The sequence below is a fragment of the Streptomyces sp. NPDC005017 genome (assembly GCF_042873115.1).
In the GTDB taxonomy this organism is placed as follows: Bacteria; Actinomycetota; Actinomycetes; order Streptomycetales; family Streptomycetaceae; genus Streptomyces.
In genome coordinates this window covers 71033-95382 of the sequence record NZ_JBIALD010000013.1, presented here as the reverse complement: position 1 = coordinate 95382, position 24350 = coordinate 71033, and the positions used below count along the sequence as shown (strand labels likewise).

Sequence of the window (24350 nt, the reverse complement as noted above, 5' to 3'; positions counted from 1 at the left end):
AGGTGCTGGAGGATCCGTGGACCTGTCCCTGTCGACCGAGACCGTCGGCGATCGCACGATCGTCAAGGTCGGTGGCGAAATCGACGTATATACCGCGCCCAAGCTGCGTGAGCAGCTGGTCGAGCTGGTGAACGACGGGAATTTCCACCTCGTCGTCGACATGGAGGGCGTGGACTTCCTCGACTCCACCGGTCTCGGCGTACTGGTCGGCGGCCTGAAGCGGGTACGTGCCCATGAGGGCTCCCTGCGTCTGGTCTGCAACCAGGAGCGCATTCTCAAGATCTTCCGCATCACCGGTCTGACCAAGGTGTTCCCCATTCACACCTCGGTCGCGGAAGCGGTGGAGGCCACCGACTGATCACCGATGCCGGGCCCCTGCGGCCCGGCTCGGCACGGTTCAACCGGGGGTCCGGGCGCACTGCGGCCGGACCCCGACAGCACGCCCATAGCTTTGAGGGGGATGCATGGCCACCGTCGAACTCCGCTTCAGCGCGCTGCCCGAGCATGTGCGGACCGCCCGGTTGGTGGCGGCCGCGGTGGCACGCAGGGCCGGAGTGGACGAGGCGGTCCTCGACGAGGTCCGGCTCGCCGTCGGCGAGGCGTGCACGCGCGCGGTGGGGCTGCACCAGAGCGCCGGGATCACCACGCCGGTGAAGGTGCTGCTGATCGAGGAGGAGAAGCAGTTCTCCATCGAGGTCGGCGACGAGGCGCCCCGCTCCGCCCCCGGTGACCGGGCGCCCGGCGCGGCCGGTGAGGACGCGGACGCCGAGGAGGACGAGATGGGCCTCGCGGTCATCAGCGGCCTCGTCGACGACGTGGAGGTCACCGCCGGGGAGCACGGCGGGCAGATCCGGATGACCTGGCCCACCACTCCGCCGGTGGCGGTGCCGCTCGCCTGACCCCCCGTTCACCCGAAGGGCCCTGCCGCAGGCAGGGCCTTTCTGCGTGTGCGGCTGTCAGTGCCCCCGCCTACAGTGGTTGCGGCAGGAGTTCCTACCGATCCGTACTGTTCCCGGCGATGCATTTCGTGAATTGCTTCACGATCTGGGTACTCGCTGGATGATCCATTCAATGGATCACCGGTCAATGCCTTCAGGGCATTACTGCTGGATTGCAAATTCCATTTACGGCGCACTGTTTTGATCAGGTTCCGGTACCTAGAATCCGTCCACATCTTGAGCTCAGCCCAAGCGTCAAGGAGGACGAATGGCGGGGCTTTCTACCACTCATCAGCTTGATCACCCCACGACCTTCGCAGCCGCAGTCCTGACCGACGGCAACCGCGTCCTCGTGGTGGTCGTCGCGGTCGTCGCCCTGGCCGCCCTGGTGGTCGCGGGGATGTTGTTGCGCCAGGTGCTCGCGGCGGGCGAGGGCACCGACAGCATGAAGAAGATCGCGGCAGCCGTCCAGGAAGGCGCCAACGCCTACCTGACCCGGCAGCTTCGCACGGTCGGCGTATTCGCCGTCGTCGTGTTCTTCCTGCTCATGCTGCTGCCCGCGGACGACTGGAATCAGCGCGCCGGAAGGTCGGTGTTCTTCTTGATCGGTGCCGCCTTCTCGGCGGCCACCGGCTATATCGGCATGTGGCTCGCCGTGCGCAGCAATGTGCGCGTCGCCGCGGCCGCTCGGGAAGCGACTCCGGCGGAAGGCCAACCGGAAAAGGATCTCACCGAGGTCTCGCACAAGGCGATGAAGATCGCTTTTCGTACGGGCGGCGTCGTCGGCATGTTCACGGTGGGGCTCGGCCTGCTGGGCGCCTCGTGCGTGGTGCTGGTGTACGCGGCCGACGCGCCGAAGGTGCTGGAGGGCTTCGGTCTCGGTGCCGCGCTGATCGCCATGTTCATGCGTGTCGGCGGCGGCATCTTCACCAAGGCCGCCGACGTCGGCGCCGACCTGGTCGGCAAGGTCGAGCAGGGCATTCCGGAGGACGATCCGCGCAATGCCGCGACCATCGCCGACAACGTGGGCGACAACGTCGGCGACTGCGCGGGCATGGCGGCCGACCTCTTCGAGTCGTACGCCGTGACCCTGGTGGCCGCGCTGATCCTGGGCAAGGTGGCCTTCGGCGACTCCGGGCTGGCGTTCCCGCTGCTGGTGCCCGCGATCGGCGTGGTCACGGCCATGATCGGCATCTTCGCGGTGGCCCCGCGCCGGTCCGACCGCAGCGGTATGACGGCGATCAACCGCGGCTTCTTCGTCTCGGCGGTGATCTCCCTCGTCCTCGTCGCGGCGGCGGTCTTCCTCTACCTCCCGGGCTCGTACGCCGAGCTCGACGGGGTGACCGACGCGGCCATCCAGGCCAAGGGCGGCGACCCGCGGATCCTCGCCCTCGTCGCGGTGGGCATCGGCATCCTGCTGGCCGCCGTCATCCAGCAGCTGACCGGCTACTTCACCGAGACCACCCGCCGCCCGGTGAGGGACATCGGCAAGACCTCCCTCACCGGCCCGGCCACGGTCGTCCTCGCCGGTATCTCCATCGGGCTCGAATCGGCCGTCTACACCGCCCTGCTGATCGGACTGAGCGTCTACGGCGCCTTCCTGCTCGGCGGTACGTCGATCATGCTGGCGCTGTTCGCGGTGGCCCTGGCCGGCACCGGCCTGCTCACCACGGTCGGTGTCATCGTCGCCATGGACACCTTCGGGCCGGTCTCCGACAACGCCCAGGGCATCGCCGAGATGTCCGGCGACGTCGAGGGCGCGGGCGCGCAGGTGCTCACCAACCTCGACGCCGTCGGCAACACCACGAAGGCCATCACCAAGGGCATCGCCATCGCCACCGCCGTCCTGGCCGCGGCGGCGCTCTTCGGGTCGTACCGGGACGCGATCATCACCGGCGCCCGGGACGTCGGCGAGAAACTCGGCGGCGAGGGCTCTGCGATGACCCTGTCGATGGACATCTCCCAGCCCAACAACCTCGTCGGCCTGATCGCGGGCGCCGCGGTCGTCTTCCTCTTCTCGGGGCTGGCGATCAACGCCGTTTCGCGGTCGGCGGGTTCGGTGGTCTTCGAGGTGCGCCGGCAGTTCCGGGAACGGCCCGGGATCATGGACTACAGCGAGGAACCGGAGTACGGCAAGGTCGTCGACATCTGCACCAGGGACGCGCTCAGGGAGCTGGCCACGCCCGGTCTGCTCGCCGTGATGGCGCCCATCTTCGTCGGCTTCACGCTCGGCGTCGGCGCGCTCGGCGCGTACCTCGCGGGCGCGATCGGCGCGGGCACGCTGATGGCGGTCTTCCTCGCCAACTCCGGTGGCGCGTGGGACAACGCCAAGAAACTCGTCGAGGACGGGCACCACGGCGGCAAGGGCAGCGAGGCGCACGCGGCGACGGTGATCGGCGACACCGTCGGCGACCCCTTCAAGGACACCGCGGGCCCCGCCATCAACCCCCTGCTGAAGGTGATGAACCTGGTGTCGCTGCTCATCGCGCCGGCGATCATCAAGTTCTCCTACGGCGCCGACAAGAGCGTGGGCGTGCGCATCCTGGTGTCGGTGCTGGCGTTCGCGGTGATCGTGGGCGCGGTGTACGTCTCCAAGCGGCGCGGTATCGCCGTGGGGGACGAGGACGATTCCGGGACCGCGTCCAAGTCGGCCGATCCCGCGGTGGTTTCGTAGTCCGTCGTACGGCGGCCGCTCCAAGGGGCGGGCGGGCGGCGCGTGCTGACGCGCCGTCCGCCCGCCCCGTTCGTGTGCGGTCCTGCCGGACGGTTCTCTCGTGAGCCTTCTCTCCCGTGGTGCAAATGGCGTCAAAACCAGACAGAGCGGACGCTTGTTCTGCGGGTGTAGCCCGTTTGGCGTGTATGTTCCGGGGCCGAGAGCCATGGAAAGGGACCAATCCGGTGAACAAGAAGCTCGCGGCCGCACTGTCCGGCGGTGCGGTACTGGTACTGGCGCTGTCGGGATGCAGCAGTGACGACGGCAACGAGGAACTGGACGCCTGGGCCAAGCAGGTCTGCGACGCCGTGCAGCCCCAGGCGAAGAAGATCGAGGCCGCCAACGAGGCCATCAAGAAGGAGGCCTCGGACAACAGCACGCCGGCCGAGGTCCAGAAGGCCGACTCGCAGGCCTTCCAGGACATGTCCGACGCCTACAAGGCGATCGGCACGGCCGTCGGCAAGGCCGGGCCCCCGAACGTCGAGAACGGCGAGAAGAAGCAGCAGGACGCGGTCAAGGAGCTCAACACCATCTCCGCGTCGTACGCCTCGCTGAAGAAGCAGGTCGACGCGCTGAACACCAAGGACCAGGCGAAGTTCGCCGACGGTCTGAAGGACATCGCCACCGAGCTGGACAAGCTCAGCAAGAGCGGCAGCGACGCCCTGACGACCCTGGAGGAGGGCGAGGTCGGCCAGGCGATGAGCAAGCAGGAGAGCTGCAAGCGCACCTCTGCCCCGGCCTCGGCCCCGGCGACGAACGGCTGATCCTCGCCGCCCGGCCCCTCCTGGGAGGGGCCGGAAGAGCTGAGTGTTCGGCGGAGGGCCGTCACAATGGGGGGCGTGAGTAACGCCACCCCGTCCCCCCTGCCCTCCGCCGACCGCCCCGACGTGGCCACCCGGCTGCGCGAGGCCCTGCTCGCCGCGGACTTCACCGCCGACGGACTGCTCGACCTCCTCGGCGCCCCCGCCTACGCCGCCCTCGCCCGCAGCGAGACCGTGCCGGCCCTGCGGGCGACGCGAGGGGACACGCCCCTGGAAGTGCTGACGCGGCTGTTCCTGCTCCAGGAGCCGGTCCCGCGCGCACGGGCCGCGGACGTGCTCCCCGTCGCCGAGTGCCTGGACGGCGGCTGGCTGGTGCCGGCCGGCGACGAGGTGGCCGCGACCGTCGACGTACGGCCGTACGGCGGGCTCGACGGCGAGGACTGGTTCATCGTGTCCGACCTGGGCTGCGCCGTCGGCGGGGCCGGGGGCATCGCGGGCCGGGGCCGTCAGACGGACACGGCCGTCGTGCTCGGGGTCGGCGGCGCCTCCACGACCTTGGCCGGCATCACCGTCCGCACGCCCGTAGCCTCCGCGCTGGACCTGGGCACCGGCTCCGGCATCCAGGCGCTGCACGCCGCGCAGCACGCCACGCGTGTCACGGCGACCGACCTCAACCCGCGCGCGCTGCACATCACCGCGCTCACGCTGGCGCTGTCCGGCGCCCCTGCCGCGGATCTGCGCGAGGGCTCGCTCTTCGAACCGCTGCCCGACGGCGACACGTACGACCTGATCGTCTCCAACCCGCCCTTCGTCATCTCGCCCGGCGCCCGCCTGACCTACCGCGACGGCGGCATGTCCGGGGACGATCTGTGCCGCTCGCTCGTTCAGGGAGCGGGGGAACGGCTGAACGTGGGCGGGTTCGCGCAGTTCCTCGCCAACTGGCAGCACGTGGAAGGGGAGGACTGGCAGGACAGACTCAGGTCGTGGGTGCCGCGCGGGTGCGATGCCTGGATCGTGCAGCGCGAGGTGCAGGACATCACTCAGTACGCCGAGCTGTGGCTCCGGGACGCCGGTGACCACCGCGGCGACCAGGCCGAGTACCAGTCGCGGTACGACGCATGGCTGGACGAGTTCGAGGCGCGCAAGGTGAAGGCCGTCGGGTTCGGCTGGATCACCCTGCGCCGGACGGACGCCGCCGAGCCCTCTCTCACGGTCGAGGAGTGGCCGCACCCTGTCGAGCAGCCGCTCGGTGACACGGTGCGCGCCCACTTCGAGCGTCTGGACTATCTGCGCGGACGCGACGACGCGGCCCTGCTGGAGGACCGGTTCAGGCTGGCCGCGGAGGTCGTGCAGGAGCAGGTCGGGCTGCCCGGCGCCGAGGACCCGGAACACGTGGTGCTGCGTCAGAACCGCGGTATGCGCCGGGCCACCAAGGTCGACACGGTCGGCGCGGGCTTCGCCGGGGTGTGCGACGGCTCGCTGAGCGCCGGCCGCATCCTGGACGCCATCGCCCAGCTGATCGGCGAGGACCCGGTCCTGCTGCGCGACCGCACACCCGCGCAGATCCGTGTGCTGGTGGAGCAGGGCTTCCTGGAGCCGGGGGCCTGACGCGCGGCTGACCGCGGACTGCGGACCGAGGACCGCTGACCACGGACTGCGGACCGCTGACCCCTGACTGCGAACCGCGCCCGACCACCTCCGCCGCACCGGCGAGATCGCGTCGATCTGCGCGACCCGCCGCGGTGGTGGTCGCGCACCACGGCGGGCCCGGGGCTGCCCACGGCGGCGGGCGGCGTACAGTCCCGCCGCGTCCGCCATGGCCCGCGTCCGCCATGGCCGGGTGCGCCGGAAGACGTCCGCACCGTCCCGTCGGCCGCCCGTTCACCTGGGGTTCGCCTCCACGCAGCCCGCGCGTGTCAACCTCACGTCGGCTCGGTACGCGGGACGTGAGACAAGGGACGGGCGGCCATGGAGAGCGGACCGGCGATCTTCGCGGGAGGGGTGTTCGCCCTGTTCGGAGGCGCCCTGCTGGTGTGGACAGCGGTCCGCGTGCGGCACCGGGAACCCGTCGCGGACGGAGTGCGGCAGTTCCTGTCGGCCGGTGCCTCCGGCGTCGTCGCCGTGACCGCACTCGCCGTCGGCGTGTGGTGCTTCACTCAGATCTGAGCCGCGGGCGGGTTCCCGGGCCGCCGCGCCGAGGCCGCGGGCGCACCGCGCCGGCGCTCCTGCCACGGATGATCGCAGATTCGGCCGTGTCGGACGTAGACGCAGGTCCGGGCGCGACAGGCCGCGGGCGGGGGCGTCGCCGAGGCCTCCGGAACATGGCCGGGAAGTGTCGGGCGGGCGGCCCGGAAGCGCGGGCTCCGCAGTAATAGGGAGGGCACACTCCGGATAGACCGGAACGAACCGCTGGACACTCCGGGCGGCAGGAAGGGCGGTAGTCGGGTTACCGTTCGAGTGGCCGTTGCGGGCTTTTCCCGTTTGACACGTGGGCGGGATGTACCGTCACACTCCGCAGCGTCACCACCCGACCCCGGGAAGCAAGGCCTGGGGAGGCCCCAGCGTCGACCGGAGAGAAGAGCGAAGTTGTCCCCGACCAGCGAGACCGCGAATGGCGGCCGCCGACTCGTGATCGTCGAGTCGCCTGCCAAGGCGAAGACGATCAAGAGCTACCTCGGCCCCGGCTACATCGTCGAGGCGAGCGTCGGGCACATCCGCGACCTTCCGAACGGCGCCGCGGAGGTGCCGGAGAAGTACACCGGCGAAGTCCGCCGCCTCGGTGTGGACGTCGAACACGACTTCGAGCCGATCTATGTGGTCAACGCCGACAAGCGGGCCCAGGTCAAGAAGCTCAAGGACCTGCTGAAGGAATCCGACGAGCTCTACCTCGCCACCGATGAGGACCGCGAGGGCGAGGCCATCGCCTGGCACCTCCAGGAGGTGCTCAAGCCCAAGGTCCCGGTCAAGCGGATGGTCTTCCACGAGATCACCAAGTCCGCGATCCAGGCCGCCGTGGCCAACCCGCGCCAGCTCAACCAGAAGCTCGTCGACGCCCAGGAGACCCGCCGCATCCTCGACCGCCTCTACGGCTACGAGGTCTCGCCGGTCCTGTGGAAGAAGGTCATGCCGAAGCTGTCGGCGGGCCGCGTGCAGTCCGTCGCGACACGCCTGGTGGTCGAGCGGGAACGCGAGCGCATCGCGTTTCGTTCTGCTGAGTACTGGGACCTGACGGGCACCTTCGCCACCGGCCGTGCGGGGGACTCCTCGGACCCGTCGTCGCTGGTCGCGCGCCTGCAGACCGTCGACGGCAGGCGGGTCGCGCAGGGCCGCGACTTCGACTCCCTGGGACAGATCAAGAGCGCGAACACCCTCCACCTCGACGAGGCGAACGCCCACGCGCTCGCCGCCGCCCTGGAGAACACCCGGTTCTCCGTGCGGTCCGTCGAGTCCAAGCCGTACCGCCGCTCGCCGTACGCCCCGTTCCGTACGACGACGATGCAGCAGGAGGCGTCGAGGAAGCTCGGCTTCGGCGCCAAGGCGACCATGCAGGTCGCCCAGAAGCTGTACGAGAACGGCTTCATCACCTACATGCGTACGGACTCCACGACGCTGTCGGACACCGCGGTCTCCGCCGCCCGTGCCCAGGTCACGCAGCTGTACGGCGCCGACTACCTGCCGGCGCAGCCGCGCACGTACGCCGGGAAGGTCAAGAACGCGCAGGAGGCGCACGAGGCGATCCGCCCGTCGGGTGATCGTTTCCGCACGCCCGCCGAGACCGGCCTGACCGGCGACCAGTTCAAGCTCTACGAGCTGATCTGGAAGCGGACCGTCGCCTCCCAGATGAAGGACGCGACCGGCAACAGCGTGACCGTGAAGATCGGCGGCACCGCCGCCGACGGCCGGGACGTCGAGTTCAGCGCGTCCGGCAAGACGATCACCTTCCACGGCTTCCTGAAGGCCTACGTCGAGGGCGCCGACGACCCGAACGCCGAGCTGGACGACCGCGAGCGCAGGCTGCCGCAGGTCACGGAGGGCGACGCCCTCTCGGCCGAGGAGATCACCGTCGACGGCCACGCCACCAAGCCGCCGGCCCGCTACACCGAGGCCAGCCTGGTCAAGGAGCTCGAGGAACGCGAGATCGGCCGACCGTCGACGTACGCGTCGATCATCGGCACGATCCTCGACCGCGGCTACGTCTTCAAGAAGGGCACGGCCCTGGTGCCGTCCTTCCTCTCCTTCGCCGTGGTCAACCTCCTGGAGAAGCACTTCGGGCGGCTCGTCGACTACGACTTCACCGCGAAGATGGAGGACGACCTCGACCGCATCGCCCGCGGCGAGGCCCAGTCCGTGCCGTGGCTGAAGCGCTTCTACTTCGGCGAGGGCACCCACGACGGCAGCGCGGCCGACGCCGGCAACGGCGACGGGGACCACCTCGGCGGCCTCAAGGAACTGGTGACCGACCTGGGCGCGATCGACGCCCGCGAGGTGTCGTCGTTCCCCGTCGGCAACGACATCGTGCTGCGCGTCGGGCGCTACGGCCCGTACATCGAGCGCGGTGAGAAGGACGCCGAGGGCCACCAGCGCGCCGACATCCCCGAGGACCTGGCGCCCGACGAGCTGTCCGTCGAGATGGCCGAGGAACTCCTCGCCAAGCCGAGCGGCGACTACGAACTGGGCACCGACCCGGTCAGCGGCCACACGATCGTCGCCAAGGACGGCCGCTACGGCCCGTACGTCACCGAGGTGCTCCCCGAGGGCACCCCCAAGACCGGCAAGAACGCCGTGAAGCCGCGGACGGCCTCGCTGTTCAAGTCGATGGCGCTGGACACGGTCACCCTGGACGACGCCCTCCGGCTGATGTCGCTGCCGCGTGTCGTCGGCGCGGACGCCGAGGGCCAGGAGATCACCGCCCAGAACGGCCGCTACGGCCCGTACCTGAAGAAGGGCACGGACTCGCGGTCGCTGCAGACCGAGGACCAGCTGTTCACGATCACGCTGGAAGAGGCGCTGGCGATCTACGCCCAGCCCAAGCAGCGCGGTCGCGCGGCCGCCAAGCCGCCGCTGAAGGAACTGGGCACCGACCCGGTCAGCGAGAAGCCGGTCGTGGTCAAGGACGGCCGCTTCGGCCCGTACGTCACCGACGGGGAGACCAACGCGACCCTGCGCTCCGGCGACAGCGTCGAGGACATCACCCCGGAGCGCGGCTACGAGCTGCTCGCCGAGAAGCGCGCGAAGGGTCCCGCCAAGAAGACGGCGAAGAAGGCCCCGGCGAAGAAGACGACGACGGCCAAGAAGACCGCCGCCAAGAAGACGACCACGGCGAAGAAGACCGCGGCCGCGAAGAAGACGACGACGGCCAAGAAGACGGCCGCCAAGAAGACGGCCGCCAAGAAGACCGCGGCATCCTCCGCGTCCGTCGAGGACTGATTCCGCCGGACTTCCGATCAGGGCGTTCCACGAGCCCTGAGCGTTCGCCCGGCGAACGTCCCGGTGCCTGTGAGGCGCCGGGACGTTCGCGTGTTCGGGTGGCGCCGCTGAGTGTCGGCCGGTCCCGATAGGCTGAACGCATGACGCGAGCCGAGCAGCCGACGGCCCCCCGACCCGCCCCCGACGACGCCCTGGTCGCGGACTCCCGCGAGCGCGCGGTCCGTGCCCTGTTGCGCACCCCGCAGCTGAAGCGGCTGTGGAGCGCACAGCTGGTGGGGGGTGTCGGCGACACCCTCGCCCTGCTGGTGCTGGTGCTCCTCGCGCTCCAGGCGGCGATCACCGAGGGCTCCTTCGGCGGCGGCTACCGCGGAGCGGCGTTCGCGGTGGCGACCGTCTTCGGGGCACGTGTCCTCGCGACGCTGCTGTTCGGCGCGGTCCTGCTCGGACCGCTGACCTCCCTCACCGCCCAGGAGGGCCCGCTCGACCGCCGCTGGACCATGGTCGGCGCCGACGGTGTGCGGGTGGCCCTGCTGATCGTCGCGCCGCTGTGGATCGACTGGACACCGGAGAACGCTCTGGCGGCCCTGCTGGTCACCGTGTTCGTGTCCGGCGTCGCCGAGCGCTTCTGGACGGTGAGCCGGGAGAGCGCGGCGCCCGCCCTGCTGCCCGCCCCGCCGCTGGAGGGCGCGACCGTACGGCCGCTGCCCGACCACATGGACGCCCTGCGTCGGCTCGCGCTGCGCACGAGCTTCGTGGCGATCCCGCTGGCCGCCGCCGCGCTCGTCGCCGCGGCCCTGCTGAACAACCTGCTGGGCTCGGGCATCGAGTGGTTCGCCCAGCACCAGGCGGCACTCGGCTCCTACGTCGCGGCCGGTCTGTTCGCCGCGTCCCTGTCCGTGGTGACCTTCCTGGAGCTGCCCGGCACACGCACCCCGCGCGCCCGGTCGCCGCTGGAGGGGCTGCGCCGCCCGCGCACCGGCACGGGCGCCGACAAGGGTCGCACCGGCGCCATCTCCCTGCTCGTCCTCACCTGCGCCGCCGTGGCGGGCGCGGTGGCGGCCGCCGTCGCCGTCGCCGTACTGCACGCCAAGGACCTGGGCGGCGGCCCGGTGCTCTACGGGCTGCTCGTGCTGGCGCTCACCGGCGGTGTCGTCGTCGGCATCCGTACGGCGCCCAGGGCGCTGGTGTCGCTCTCGCGGCGCCGCCTGCTGGCGCTGGTCACCGCCTTCACCGGCCTGGCGCTGCTGGCCGCGGGCCTCGTCCCGGACGTCACCACCGTGCTGCTGATCCTCGCCCTGGCGGGCATCGGCGCGGGCGCGGCCGCGAACATCGGGCACGCGCTGCTCGACCAGGAGGTCGAGGACTTCCGCCGCGCCCGCACCACCGAGCACCTGCACGCCGTGGTCCGCGTCCTCGTGGCGCTCGGCGTGCTGATCGCCCCCGTGATCGCGGGGCTGATCGGCCCGCACCGCCTGGAGAACGGCCGGTTCGTCTTCGCCCACGGTGGCGCCGCCTTCACCCTGATGCTCGTCGGCGCGCTGCTGCTCCCGGTGGCCGCGCTGGTGCTGGCCAAGCTCGACGACCGCTCCGGCGTACCGCTGCGGCACGACCTGCGCGACGCGTTGCTCGGCGGCGACGACCCCGTGCAGGTGCCCGCGGGGACGGGCTTCTTCATCGCCCTGGAGGGCGGCGACGGGGCCGGGAAGTCCACCCAGGCCGAGGCGCTCGCCGAGTGGATCCGGGGCAAGGGCCACGAGGTCGTCCTCACCCGTGAGCCGGGCGCCACTCCGGTCGGCAAGCGGCTGCGCTCGATCCTGCTCGACGTGTCGTCCGCCGGCCTGTCGCACCGCGCGGAGGCGCTGCTGTACGCGGCGGACCGCGCCGAGCACGTCGACACCGTCGTACGGCCCGCCCTGGAGCGCGGCGCGGTGGTGATCAGCGACCGGTACATCGACTCCTCGGTGGCCTACCAGGGCGCGGGCCGCGATCTCTCCCCGGTCGAGGTCGCCCGGATCAACCGCTGGGCGACCCATGGACTCGTCCCGCACCTCACCGTGCTCCTGGACGTGTCGCCGGAGGCCGCCCGTGAGCGGTTCACCGAGGCGCCGGACCGGCTGGAGTCGGAGCCGCTGGAGTTCCACACGCGCGTGCGCTCCGGATTCCTGACGCTGGCCGCCGCCGACCCCGGCCGCTACCTGGTGGTCGACGCCGGGCAGGAGCCCGAGTCCGTCACCACCGTGATCCGGCACCGTCTGGACACCGTGCTGCCGCTGTCCGAGGCCGAGATCGAGGCACGCGAAGAGGCGCGCCGCAAGGCCGAGGAGGAGGCCCGGCGCAAGGCGGAGGAGGAGGCCGCGCGCAAGGCAGAGGAGGAGCGCCTGGAGCGCGAGCGCCAGGAGCAGCTCGCCAAGCTGCGCGCCGAGGAGGAGGAGCGCAAGCGGCGCGAGCTGGAGGAGGCGCAGCGCCGCGAGGCGGAGCGCCAGGCGGAGGAGGCCCGCAGGCGCGCCGAGGAGGCCGCCAAGCGCGCCGAGGAGGAACGTCAGCGGCTGCTCGCCGAGGAGAAGGCCCGCGCCGAGGCCGAGGCCCGACGCCGGGCCGAGGAGGAGGAGCGCCGACGCCGGGCCGAGGAGGAGGCCCGGCTGCGCGCCGAGGCCGAGGAACGGCGGCTGGAGAAGCAGCGCAAGGCCGAGGAGGCCCTGCTGCGGGCCGAGCAGGCGCGCCGCGCCGCCGAGCAGGCTGCGGCCGCCGCGGCGGCGGGCCCCAAGCCGCCGACGCCGCCCGCGCCGCCCACGGGCACGCCGGAGGCGGCTACCGTGCCGACGCCCGTGGTCTCCCCGCAGGAGGCCCGCGAGGCGTCCCGCGGCGCGGCGGACACGTCCGCCCGGCCGGTACGCGCGGCCGAGGAGACGGCTGTCCTGCGTCCGGTCCGGGACGCCGAGGAGACGGCTGTGCTGCGCCCGGTGCGGGACGCCGACGGTGACGGCCGGGCGGCCGCCGCCGACCAGGAGACCCGCACAGACGGCAGGGCATCGGGGCGGTCCGGAGCGTCGGACGCCTCCGACGGCTCCCGCGCCTCCCGTGCTTCCGGCCGCGCCTCCGACGCGGAGGTGACCGCGGAGCTTCCGCAGCCGCCCGTACCGCCGTCGGCGGCCGATGAGACCGCCGTGCTGCCGCAGATGCCCTCGGGCGCGGCGGACGAGACGGCGGTCCTGCCGCCCGTGACGCCGGGTGCGGCGGACGAGACCGCCGTGCTGCCGCAGGTGCCGGGCGCGGATCCGGCGGACCGTGTGCCGCCGGGCTTCTTCCGCGACGAGCGGCCGGAGGCCGGGCCGGCCGGCGCCCAGGACCGCACGCGCGAGCTGCCCCAGGTCGACGAGAAGGGCGCCCCGCGCCGCCGTCCGCGCTCCGACTGGGCGGAGGAGACGCCGCTGGACGACCTGCCCAGCCTGGCCGACGAACTGCTCGGCCCGCGCGAGGACGAGAACCGGGACGACGGCCCCGGCCGGGGCCGGCGTGGCCGGGGACGTCGCGGCTGACGGGTGAACGGCGTGGCGGGCGGCCGTCCCCGCGCCGAGACGAGACGGGGCGGCCCGGTGGCCGTGCGGTCCGCGTTGTCAGTGGGCGCCCGCACGGTTGTCAGTGGGTGCCCGCACAATGGATGCGGCAACACCGAGCGTGACGGAAGGCGGGCTGACCCATGACCGTGTGGGACGACCTGGTCGGGCAGGAGAAGGTGAGCGAGCAGCTCGCCGCCGCTGCCCGGGACGCCGACGCGTTGGTCACCGCGGCCACGACCGGCACTCCGCCGCCGGAGGCGTCGAAGATGACGCACGCGTGGCTGTTCACCGGACCGCCGGGAGCGGGCCGTACGCAGACCGCGCGTGCGTTCGCCGCCGCCCTTCAGTGCGTGAGCCCCGACCGCGCCCTCGGCGGGGCCCCGGGCTGCGGGTTCTGCGACGGCTGCCACACCGCCCTGATCGGTACGCACGCGGACGTCAGCACGGTCGCCGCCGTCGGCACGCAGATCCTCGCCGACGACATGCGCGACACCGTCCGCAAGTCGTTCACGTCGCCGGCGAACGGCCGCTGGCAGGTCATCCTCGTCGAGGACGCCGAGCGGCTGAACGAGAAGTCGGCGAACGCCGTGCTGAAGGCCGTCGAGGAGCCCGCCCCGCGCACGGTGTGGCTGCTGTGCGCGCCCTCCCTGGAGGACGTGCTGCCCACCATCCGCTCCCGCTGCCGCCACCTGAACCTGCGTACGCCCTCGGTGGACGCGGTGGCCGACATGCTCGTGCGGCGCGACGGCATCGAGCCCGCGGTCGCAGCCGCGGCGGCCCGGGCCACCCAGGGGCACGTCGACCGGGCCCGCCGCCTGGCCACGGACCCGGCCGCGCGGGAGCGCCGCGCCGCGGTGCTCAAGCTGCCGCTGCGGGTAGAGGACGTCGGCGGCGCGCTCAGGGGAGCCCAGGAACTGGTCGACGCCGCCGCCGAGGACGCCAAGCAGCTCGCCGAGGAGCTCGACGCCAAGGAGACCGAGGAGCTGAAGGCGGCTCTGGGCGCGGCCCAGGGCGGGCGCATGCCGCGCGGCACGGCCGGTGTGATCAAGGACCTGGAGGACAAGCAGAAGCGCCGCAGGACCCGCACCCAGCGCGACAGCCTCGACCTGGCCCTGACCGACCTCACCGGCTTCTACCGGGACGTCCTGGCCCTCCAGCTGGGCTCGAGGGTGGCCCTCGCCAACATCGACGCCGAGGACGCCCTGGATCGCATGGCCCGCTCCGGCACCCCGGAGTCGACCCTGCGCCGCATCGAGGCGATCGGCGCGTGCCGTGACGCGCTGGACCGCAACGTGGCGCCGTTGCTGGCGGTGGAGGCGATGACCATGGCTCTCAGATCCGGCTGACCCCGGGCGACGGCTCTCAGGCCGGGGCGGCCCCCGGCCTGGTCCCCGGGGCGGTCCCCACGGATTGACGCCGTACCCCGTCCGGGGCACAGCGCTCACGCAGGGCTTCCGCACGGTCGCGCAGAGTTACCCTCGCGGAATGGACACAAGGCGCATCCCCCGCAGACCCCGTACGGCCGCCGCCCTCTTCGCCGCCGCCGCGCTGCTCGTCTCCGCCTGTTCCTCGGGCAGCGCGTCGGGTTCGTCGGCCTCGGCGGCGCACGCGGGGCTGGCGGCGCTGCCCCGGGCGACGCCGACCGCGCTGGCCCCGTACTACGCGCAGCGGCTGGTCTGGCGGAGCTGCGGAGTGCCCGGCTTCGAGTGCGCCACTCTGAAGGCGCCGCTGGACTACGCCGACCCCGGCCGGGGCGACGTACGGCTCGCGGTCGCCCGCAGGAAGGCGACCGGGCCGGGCGAGCGGCTCGGCTCGCTGCTGGTGAACCCGGGCGGGCCGGGCGGCTCGGCGATCGGCTACCTCCAGGCGTACGCGGGGATCGGCTATCCGCAGGAGGTGCGCGCCCGCTACGACATGGTGGCCGTCGACCCGCGCGGCGTCGCCCGCAGCGAGCCCGTCGAGTGCCTGGACGGCCCCGACATGGACGCGTACACGAAGACGGACACCACGCCGGACGACGCCGGGGAGGTGGACGACCTGGTCGGCGAGTTCAAGAAGTTCGCCGAGGGCTGCGGGGCGGACACGCCGAAGCTGCTGCGGCACGTCTCCACCGTCGAGGCGGCCCGCGACATGGACATCCTGCGGGAGGTGCTGGGCGACGAGAAGCTGACGTACGTGGGGGCGTCGTACGGGACGTTCCTCGGGGCGACCTACGCCGGGTTGTTCCCGGAGCGGGCCGGGCGGCTGGTGCTGGACGGTGCGATGGACCCCTCGCTGCCCGCGCGCAGGCTGAACCTGGAGCAGACGGCGGGCTTCGAGACGGCGTTCCGGGCGTTCGCGAGGGACTGCGTCCGGCAGCCGGACTGCCCGCTCGGCGGTCCGCGCACCACGCCCGAGCAGGCCGGACGCACCCTCACGGCGTTCTTCGGGAAGCTGGACGCGCGGCCGATCCCGACCGGCGACATCGACGGCCGCAGGCTCAGCGAGTCCCTGGGCACCATGGGTGTGCTGGCGGGGATGTACGACGAGGCGTCCTGGACGCAGGTGCGCGAGGCGCTGACCTCGGCGATGCGGGAGAACGACGGCGCGGGGCTGCTGATGCTCTCGGACGCCTACTACGAGCGGGAGGCGGGCGGCGAGTACTCGAACCTGATGTTCGCCAACGCCGCCGTGAACTGCCTCGACCTGCCGCCCGCCTTCGACAGCCCCGACCAAGTGCGCGAGTCGCTGCCCGCCTTCGAGAAGGCGTCGCCGGTCTTCGGCAGGAGTCTCGCGTGGGCCTCGCTGAACTGTGCGTACTGGCCGGTCGCGCCGACCGGTGAGCCGCACCGCATCGAGGCGGAGGGCGCGGCGCCCATCGTCGTGGTCGGCACCACCCGCGACCCGGCGACCCCCTACCGCTGGGCGCGGGCGCTGGCCGGTCAGCTCTCCTCCGGCCGACTGCTCACCTATGTGGGCGACGGCCATACGGCGTATGGCCGCGGCAGCGACTGCATCGACTCGACGATCAACGCCTTCCTTCTGCGCGGCACCCCGCCGGCCGACGGAAAGCGCTGCTCGTAGCCCTGCGACCGGCTCCGGAGGCCGTCCTCCGGGGCTGGTGCGGAGCACCCTCGGAAACTGTGTAGACTTACCGACGTTGCCGATCGCACCATGGTGTCGGCAGCGCGCCGCCTTAGCTCAGATGGCCAGAGCAACGCACTCGTAATGCGTAGGTCTCGGGTTCGAATCCCGAAGGCGGCTCCACCGAAACCACAGGTCAAGCCTTTGACCTGTGGTTTTCTTTTTTGTTCGATCTTGTGGCGACGCCACCGGTGAGCTCCCGCCCTGCGGCGTCCCCACGGACGGGATCCCCGTCCGTGGGGACGTACCGGCGTGCGGGTCGCCGGGGTCAGTCGCGGCGGATCAGTTCCGGGTCGATGCGGCGGCCGGCCAGGGGGAGGGTGCCGACGATCGCGATGGCGAGGACGCCGAGGGCGGCCGCCAGCAGCGGTGGTACGCCCGCGCCGTCCCAGAAGATCGCGCCGCCACCGGTGACCAGATAGGCGGACTCCGCGAGCTTTCCGCAGACCAGGGCCAGCACGAGGCCGACGGTGAGCGGCAGGACCACCTGGAGGCACTGCACGGCCCGCAGGGTGCGCGGCCGCGCGCCGATGAGGGCGAGGGCGGTCACCTGGGCGCGGCGTTCGACGGCCCGGTCCGTGACGGAGACGAGGAAGGCGGCGACGCCGATGACCAGACCCATCATCATGCCCAGGAACAGCAACGTCTCGATGACGGTGATCTGCTGCAGCGCCTCGACGTTGACGCCCTCCAGATCGACCTCCGCGGTGGGCGCGATGGCGCCGATCCGGTCGAGGACGGTGCGTACGGTCGACGGGTCGGAGCCGGAGGAGAGGATCAGGTAGGCACCCACGGGAACGGCACCGGTGGGGAGTGCCGAGGGCGGGAGCAGGATGTCGCCGCCGAGACCCGTCGCGGTGCTGGACAGGTACACCACCGTCTCCTTCGGCCCAGGAACACGGAAGGTGCCGCGCTTGCCGTCCTTGCGCACGACGTAACTGGACGGACTCGCGGAGACCGGGGCCCCGTCCACGTTCAGCAGGCGCAACGCCCTGCCGTCGACACAGCCCTTGGCCTCCCGCACCATCTCGGCCACCTGCGCGCAGGTGGCGATCACGGCGCTGGAGATGTCGCTGCCGAGGTCGACGTTGTCCATGACGACGGCGCTCGCCTCGACGTCCGGGATATCGCGCAGTCGCCGTTGCTGCTCCTGGGTGAGCGGGTCCAGCGAGAGGCTGTACTGCTGTGCGGGCGACGTGTTGCGGGACACCTGGCTCAACTCGACCAGGACGCCCTGGGCGAGGGACGCGGAGAACACCAGCAGGACCAGACCGGTGACCACACGCATCGCGCTGCCGGGCTCGACCTCGTTGCGGCGCATGGCCAGGTTGAGAGCGAGGTTGCCGGACCGGGCGAGGCGCCTGGCCAGGGCGTACGACAGCAGCGGCAGCGTCAGGACGAGGCCGAGGCCGGTCAGCAGCGCCCCCGCCACCACCAGGACGGCGTGTATCCCCTGGCTCTGGGCGGGGTGGGCGGTGAGCCCGATGGCGCTGTAGCCGATGACGAGGCCCAGGCCGGAGACGAGCACGAGGATCGTCCACACGCGCGGTGCCCGGGGTGCCGCGGAACGGCGTGTGCTCAGCGGGTTGCGGGCCGCGGCGCGGGCGCTCATGCGACCCACGAACCAGGCCAGCGCCGGGCAGCCGAGCAGGCAGATGGCGACCGTCTCTCCGGAGAGGGCGCCGTCACCCGGATACCACTTGAGCCCGGGCAGCCCGGTGGCGGACATGACCCGGTTGAGCAGCGCGAACTCGCCCAGCCCGAGCAGTGCGCCGAGCAGCGAGGCGACCACCGTCTCGGCGGCGTTGACCCGCTGGGTGCCCTTCGCGCTCAGGCCGAGCAGACGCAGGGCCGCGAGCCGGCGGTTGCGACTGGCGGCCGACAGTTTGGCGCACACCGACAGGAAGACGCCGAGCGGCAGAAGGACGAGAGTGGCCAGGGTGAAGCGGAGGATCTCCAGGGTCGAGGGCTCGACCGCCGTGGTGGGCGCGTAGGGCGCTCCGAAGCCCTTCAACGCCCGGGCCTCGGCCCCGATGCGGTCGCGTGTGGTGCCGATGTAGGCGTACAGCTCGTTGGGGTCGGTCAGACCGGCCGGTCCGATCAGACCCTTCTCCCGGCCCGGCAGCAGTCCCTTGAGGCCGGGCTCGCGCCGGAGCTGGTCGCGCAGTGCGGGGGAGACGTAGACCTCGCCCGGCTCGGGCATCCTGCTCAGGCCCGGGGGCGGCTTCGGTGTGTCCGTGGTGCCGGTGGCGAGGAAGACCCGGCCGAACATCTTCGAGCCGTGTGCGTCGGACCGTTCGAGGACGAGCGTGGGCCGACCGGACCGTTCGCCCTGGAAGACCGTGGGCTCGCGGGCGGCGGCCCGGCCGTCGTGGGCGTCGAGGATCGCCGGGATGGTGAGGACGAGGGCGAGACAGCACACACCGAGCGACCCGCCCAGGGTCATCAGCAGGAAGCGGACGCGGGTGCCCCGGCCGGAGCCGAACAGCAGCCGCAGTCCGAGCAGGAACTCCCTCATCCCGCCGCTCCCACGGGGGCGAGGGTCCCGTCGGCCATCGTGTAGCGGCTGTCGGCCTGCGCGGCCACCGTCCGGTCGTGGGTGACCAGGAGCACGGCGGTGCCCTGCGAGCGGGCCAGGTCCAGGAACTCCTTCAGGACGGCGCCGGCGTTGGCGCTGTCGAGGGCGCCGGTCGGTTCGTCGGCGAAGACCACGGCCGGCTTGTGCACCAGGGCCCGGGCGACGGCCACGCGCTGGCTCTGCCCGCCGGACACCTGGGACGGCCGTCGTTCGCGCAGCTCGCCGATGCCGAGCCGGTCGAGGACCTCGGCGGCGGCCCTGAGCGCGGGGCGCTTGCGCTGACCGGCGAGGCGCAGCGGCAGGGCGGTGTTCTCCTCGACGGTGAGCTCGGGCAGCAACTCGCCGTACTGGAAGACGAATCCGAACCGCTCCCGGCGCAGGGCGCTGATCTCCTCGTCGTCCAGGTCGGCGTAGGCCCGCCCCTCGAAACTGATCCTGCCGCGGGACGGAGGCAGCACTCCCGCCAGGCAGTAGAGCAGCGAGGACTTGCCGGAACCGCTCGCCCCGGTGATCGCCGCGACCTCGCCCCGCGCGAGCGCGAGATGGGCGTCGCGCACGGCCGGGGTGGAGCCGTAGGAGAACTCCACTCCGCTCGCGGAGAGGATGTGTGACGTGTCTGACGTACTGGTACTGATCGTGTCCCCCGGGGAGCCGGAGGGCCCCGGTTGGTCAGACCGGGGCCCAGAGGTGTGTCCTGACCGACGGATGCGATCCGTCGGTCTGGCTCAGCGCTTGTAGTGCTTGGTCTCCGAGCAGTTGTCGGGGCGCAGCGGGCCTCGGTCACGGCAGGCCCGTATCCAGGCGTCATCGGTGTGCAGCGCGGCACCGTCCCAGACCAGCTTGTCCAGCGGGACGGTCTTCTTCTGCTTGCCGTTGAAGCGGTTCCAGTCGTAGCCCTCGACCTTGACCCGCATGTAGACGTTGTGCCCGTCGTCGGGGCCGGCGTCCTTGAGCTTGCCCTTCCAGTGGAAGGCGCCGTGGTTCGTGTGCGAGGGCTCGAACTTGTACTGCCCCTGGTAGAACTCCACCCCTCCGCTCGTCAGCTTGGGAATGCCCTTCCAGGCGGCGCGCGCCTGGATCTCGCTGCTTCCCCCGCTCGCGCCTGCGAACGCTGTCCCCATGCCTGTCAGGAAGAGCCCGGTCGCGAGCACACCGACAGCCAGCTTTCGATTCGCTTTCTTCGCTCCGTTTTCGATGCCAACCTCCTGGGCATCGAGCCGTGGGACTGTAACACGCACGACTGACAGGCGAGTTGGGATTTCCGCCGCGGAGAGACCCTGGCGATGGTTTGCGAACAGCACGCGCGGGCTTTGCAGCTTCCGCTCGTGCTGGGTGGGGGACCGTCGCCGGGCCGACGGAGTGGAAGCGGGTTCGAGGCCGTGACAGGCCGGGGCTGACGTCCGCGTCGGCGAGGGGAGCGGCGGGTGGCGACCAGGGCGACCGGCGGCTGGGTGGGGGGCGTGGGATGAACGAGGATCCCGGTCGCTCACCTCTGCCGACCGGGACCCCCGCGGCCCCCGGATCCGGCCGCGGCGGCGACACTCCCCCGAGCTCGCGTCATCACGCGCGCACCGTCGGGCCAGATCCGATGAAGTGATCACATCAGGTCGCACCAACGGATCGCTAACATGTGGCCAACGGTTCCCGGCGTCGCCGTCGGCCCTCCGGTGCGAAGCCGGCGGGCGGAGGCGGGCGGGCGGCCGGGCCGCGACGCAGCAGACGGCGGAACCATGCCTGGGCATCCTGGCAAACCGCGGTAACGGTAGTGGATCACGACGGATTCCGTCGCTTCTTCGCCGGATTTCGTCGACCGCCCGGCGCCGCCGTCCGGGGCGGCCGGGGACAGAGGGCGGGAGACCGCCGTGGAGCAGTGGGAAACCGGCCGGGTACGGCCGTTCCCGCAGGGTGCGCGACCGCTCGGCCGCGCGGAAAGGCAGTGGGGCGGGATGGGGGCACCTCCCTGCGCGAGCGGAGCCGGGAGCCCGGGGGAGCGGCGCCGGCCACGGCAGGAGCTGCGGTTCGGGCTGCTCGGACCGCCAGCCCTCTACGACCGAGACCGTGACAGCGGCGGTGACCGTGAGCCCAGCCCTGAGCGTGAGTCCGGCCATGGCCGCGAGTCCGGCCGCGTCGGCGACTCCGGCCACTTCGGCGACCGTGCGTACGGCGTTCCCTCCGTGCGCACGGTACGCAGCGGCAAGGTGCGTTCCCTGCTGGCCGCCCTGCTGATGGAGGCCGGCCGTGTGGTGCCGGTCGACTCGCTGAAGGACGCGCTGTGGGGCAACGAGCCCCCCGCGTCCGCGCACGCCTCGCTGCACAACCACGTCACCCGGCTGCGCCGCCTCCTCGACGACCCCGAGCGCCTGCGTGCCGTACCGCCCGGCTATCTGCTGCGCGTCGAGCGGGGCGAACTGGACGTCGACGTCTTCGACGCGCACGTCGCCGCGGCCCGTGCCGCGCACGCCGGCGGGGACTGGCGGCGGACCCTGCGCGAGTGCGCCGCCGCTCTGGCGCTCTGGCGCGGTACGCCGCTCGGCGGACTCTCGTCCGAGCTCGGCGGACATGCCTTCGTGCAGCGCCTGGCCGAGGCGCGCCTGCTGCTGCTCGAATGGCGCTACGACGCCGAGCTGGCCGTTCCCGGCGGCCGGCCGGGCTCCCTCGTACCGGACCTCGCGGCCCTCGCCGCCGAGCATCCGCTGCGCGAGACCTTCCACCGGCAGCTGATGCTCGCCCTGAACGCCACCGGACGCCAGGCCGAGGCCCTCGCCGTCCACCGCGACCTGCGGGCCCGTCTCGTCGAGGACCTCGGCGTCGAACCGGGCCCCGCGATGCGTGAGGCGCATCTGGAGGTGCTGCGCGGCCAGGACGGGGAGCCCTCCGGCGCCTCCGCCGCGACGAAGCCGCCCGCGGCCCACGGCCAGGGCGCCGGCCAGGCCCAGGACACCGCCCAGGAGCCCGAGGCGCGGACCGCCGACTCCTCCGGGCGAACCGCCCAGGCCGCATCCCCGCGCCGCACCGCCTCCCTCCGCCCCGCCCAACTCCCTCCGCCCCCGGCCCACTTCACCGGCCGCACCGGTGTCCGCGACGACCTCCTCCGCACCCTGGCCCGCCCCACGGCCGTGGCCGTCGTCAGCGGGATGGCCGGGGTCGGCAAGAGCGCGCTCGCCCTGCACGTGGCGCACGGGCTGCGGGAACGCTTCCCCGACGGGCAGCTGTACGTGAACCTGCACGGCGCCACCCCGGGCATGACCCCGCTCACCCCCGGCCAGGCCCTCGCCGCCCTGCTGCGCGACCTCGGCACCGAACCTCGCCGCATCCCCGAACACCCCGACGCGGCGGCCGCGTTGCTGCGCTCCCTGCTCGCCCCGGCCCGCACCCTGATGGTCCTGGACGACGCCGCGAACGCCGCGCAGGTACGGCCGCTGCTGCCGGCCGGCCCCGGCTGCGCGGTGATCGTCACCAGCCGCTCACCCCTGACCGCGCTCGACGGAGCCGTCCGCTTCCCGCTCTCGCCGCTCAGCGACGAGGACAGCGCCGCCCTGCTGCGCGCGGTCTCCGGACGTGACGGACTGGACCCCGGTCATCCGCTGATCGGCCTCGCGGGCAGGCTCCCGCTCGCCCTGCGCGTCGTGGCCGCCCGGCTGGCCGCCCGCAGGGCGCTCACCCCGGAGGTGCTGGCCGGTCAACTGGCCGCCACGGAAGGGCGGCTGCACCACCTGGAGTACGACGACCTGAGCGTGCGCCGCTCCCTCGCCGTCGCGCACGAGGCGCTCGCCGCCTCCGACCGCGAGGCCGACCGGGACGCGGCCGCCGCCCTCGGCCGGATCGGCGCACTCGACCTGCCCGCGTACGGCGTCCCGCTGCTCGCCCGGCTTCTCGGCACCGGCGAACGGCGCGCCGAGGCCGCCCTCGACCGGCTCGTCGACGTGGCCCTGCTGGAGGAGACGGCGTACGGCCGCTACACCCCGCACGACCTCGTCCGCGACTTCGCCCGCGAACTCGCCCACTGCGCGCAGGACGGCGAGCCGGCCGCCACCGGGCCGGGCCGCGACACCGCCGCGGGGCGGGACGACAAGACCGCCGAGGCCGCCCTGCGCTGGTACGCGGCCGTCGCCGAACGCATCCTCACCGCGATCCTCGAACCCGGCCTCGACCTGGACGACCGCCGCCGTCCGACCGTCGCGCAGCCGCCCGGACACGCTGCGGACGTCACCGCCGTACCGCCGTTCGGCAGCCCGGAGGAGGCGTTCGCCTGGGCCGACGGGGAACTGGCGAACATCGTGGCGCTGGCGGAGCGCCGCGCCGGGGCCGGGCGGGCCACCGACGCCCGGCTCTCCACGCTGCTGCGTCTGCTGTTCCCCTGTCTGCACCGCAGCGGCCGGGTCGCCGAGATGGAGGTGCTCGGGCGGGCCGCCCTCACCGTGGCGCGGCGGCTCGGGGACGCGGCGGCCGAGGCGTACGCGCTGGGGGACCTCGCGGGGCTGCACTTCCTCACCGGCCGCCAGACGGAGGCGCTCGCCCTCAACGACCGGTCGCTGGAGATCTGGCGGCGGCTGGACGAGGTCACCCGCATCCGCCGCTGCCTCAACAACCGCGGCCTGCTGCTCGAAGGGCTGGGCCGGCACGCCGAGTCGGGGGACGCGCTGCGCCAGAGCCTCGCGTACTCGCGGCAGTTGAACGACCCGCAGGGCGAGGCCGTCACCTACAGCCACCTCGGCAACCTCTACGAGCACACCGACCCGCGCGCCGCCATCGAGCAGCACCGCCGATCCCTCGCGATCGGGGTCGAGATCGGCGCGGTGATCGTGCAGCACTCGGCGCACTGCAACATCGGGTACGCCCATCTCACCCTCGGCGAACCGGACGCGGCCGTACCGCACTTCGAGGAGAGCCTGCGCATCCTGGGCGGCCATGGCGACTGGCACGGCGAGTCCCAGACGCGGCTGGGCCTGGTGCGTGCCCTGCGTCTGCTCGGGCGCGCCTGCCGGGCCGGGCGGGAGTGCGCCGAGCTGATCGGGCGGGCCGACGCCCGCGCCGACGGCTACACCCGCGCCCTCGCCCGCCATCAGCGAGGACACCTGCTGCGCGAGCGCGGCCGTACGGAGGAGGCCCACGCGGAGTGGCGCGCCGCGCTCACCGCGCTGGACGGCACCGACGAGAAGGCGGTCGTGGCGGAGCTGCGGGAACTGCTGGGCGCGGCGGGCTGACCGGGGGCGGGCCGGCGGGGGCCCGCCGCGCGCGGCAGCGGGTCGTCCG

General features: G+C 72.6%; 14 protein-coding genes and 1 tRNA gene. 12 read left to right on the top strand and 3 right to left on the bottom strand.

Translation table 11 applies throughout. The features are described 5' to 3' along the window. The first annotated feature begins 16 nt into the window (after positions 1-16). The 11 genes from bldG (at position 17) to ACFYR0_RS21065 (ending at position 16642) form a co-directional block, all read left to right on the top strand. Complete coding sequence (gene bldG, locus ACFYR0_RS21115) at positions 17-358, top strand: anti-sigma factor antagonist BldG (RefSeq protein WP_356691665.1); 342 nt, start codon at positions 17-19, stop codon at positions 356-358. Positions 359-464: 106 nt separating this feature from the next. After that, the gene (locus tag ACFYR0_RS21110; protein ID WP_389330008.1) at positions 465-899 is read left to right on the top strand and encodes an ATP-binding protein; all 435 of its coding nucleotides are present in this window, start codon (positions 465-467) and stop codon (positions 897-899) included. A gap of 307 nt (positions 900-1206) precedes the next feature. After that, the gene (locus tag ACFYR0_RS21105; protein WP_389330005.1) at positions 1207-3612 is read left to right on the top strand and encodes a sodium-translocating pyrophosphatase; all 2406 of its coding nucleotides are present in this window, start codon (positions 1207-1209) and stop codon (positions 3610-3612) included. Between the two features lie 185 nt (positions 3613-3797). Then, the gene (locus ACFYR0_RS21100) at positions 3798-4415 is read left to right on the top strand and encodes a small secreted protein (protein ID WP_386384190.1); all 618 of its coding nucleotides are present in this window, start codon (positions 3798-3800) and stop codon (positions 4413-4415) included. Between the two features lie 66 nt (positions 4416-4481). Next, on the top strand, positions 4482-6020 hold the full coding sequence (locus ACFYR0_RS21095; protein WP_389330002.1) for a methyltransferase: 1539 nt from the start codon (positions 4482-4484) through the stop codon (positions 6018-6020). Positions 6021-6380: 360 nt separating this feature from the next. Continuing rightward, on the top strand, positions 6381-6578 hold the full coding sequence (locus ACFYR0_RS21090) for a hypothetical protein (protein WP_389329999.1): 198 nt from the start codon (positions 6381-6383) through the stop codon (positions 6576-6578). Between the two features lie 420 nt (positions 6579-6998). Further along, positions 6999-9839 (top strand): type I DNA topoisomerase, encoded by a 2841-nt coding sequence (gene topA, locus ACFYR0_RS21085; protein ID WP_389329996.1) that lies wholly within the window; start codon positions 6999-7001, stop codon positions 9837-9839. A 140-nt stretch (positions 9840-9979) separates the two neighbouring features. Then, a complete protein-coding gene (gene tmk, locus ACFYR0_RS21080; RefSeq protein ID WP_389329993.1) occupies positions 9980-13375 on the top strand; it encodes a dTMP kinase in 3396 nt (1131 codons plus the stop codon). A 161-nt stretch (positions 13376-13536) separates the two neighbouring features. Next, entirely contained in the window at positions 13537-14742 is a 1206-nt protein-coding gene (locus tag ACFYR0_RS21075) for a DNA polymerase III subunit delta' (protein ID WP_389329990.1), read from the top strand. A 139-nt stretch (positions 14743-14881) separates the two neighbouring features. After that, complete coding sequence (locus tag ACFYR0_RS21070) at positions 14882-16459, top strand: alpha/beta hydrolase (protein WP_389329987.1); 1578 nt, start codon at positions 14882-14884, stop codon at positions 16457-16459. Between the two features lie 106 nt (positions 16460-16565). Further along, positions 16566-16642, top strand: a tRNA-Thr gene (locus ACFYR0_RS21065). Between the two features lie 145 nt (positions 16643-16787). Here the strand turns inward: ACFYR0_RS21065 and ACFYR0_RS21060 are convergent. The 3 genes from ACFYR0_RS21060 to ACFYR0_RS21050 all read right to left on the bottom strand — a co-directional run bounded on the left by ACFYR0_RS21060 (position 16788) and on the right by ACFYR0_RS21050 (position 20218). Continuing rightward, positions 16788-19037 (bottom strand): ABC transporter permease, encoded by a 2250-nt coding sequence (locus tag ACFYR0_RS21060; protein WP_389329984.1) that lies wholly within the window; start codon positions 19035-19037, stop codon positions 16788-16790. Next, on the bottom strand, positions 19034-19684 hold the full coding sequence (locus ACFYR0_RS21055; RefSeq protein ID WP_389329981.1) for an ABC transporter ATP-binding protein: 651 nt from the start codon (positions 19682-19684) through the stop codon (positions 19034-19036). The genes ACFYR0_RS21060 and ACFYR0_RS21055 overlap by 4 nt, the downstream gene beginning before the upstream one ends. Positions 19685-19822: 138 nt before the next feature. Then, complete coding sequence (locus ACFYR0_RS21050) at positions 19823-20218, bottom strand: hypothetical protein (RefSeq protein ID WP_389329978.1); 396 nt, start codon at positions 20216-20218, stop codon at positions 19823-19825. 825 nt (positions 20219-21043) lie between these two features. Here ACFYR0_RS21050 and ACFYR0_RS21045 point away from each other — a divergent pair. Next, positions 21044-24301, top strand: a complete 3258-nt coding sequence (locus ACFYR0_RS21045) for a BTAD domain-containing putative transcriptional regulator (protein WP_389330366.1) — start codon at positions 21044-21046, stop codon at positions 24299-24301. Positions 24302-24350: the final 49 nt, after the last annotated feature.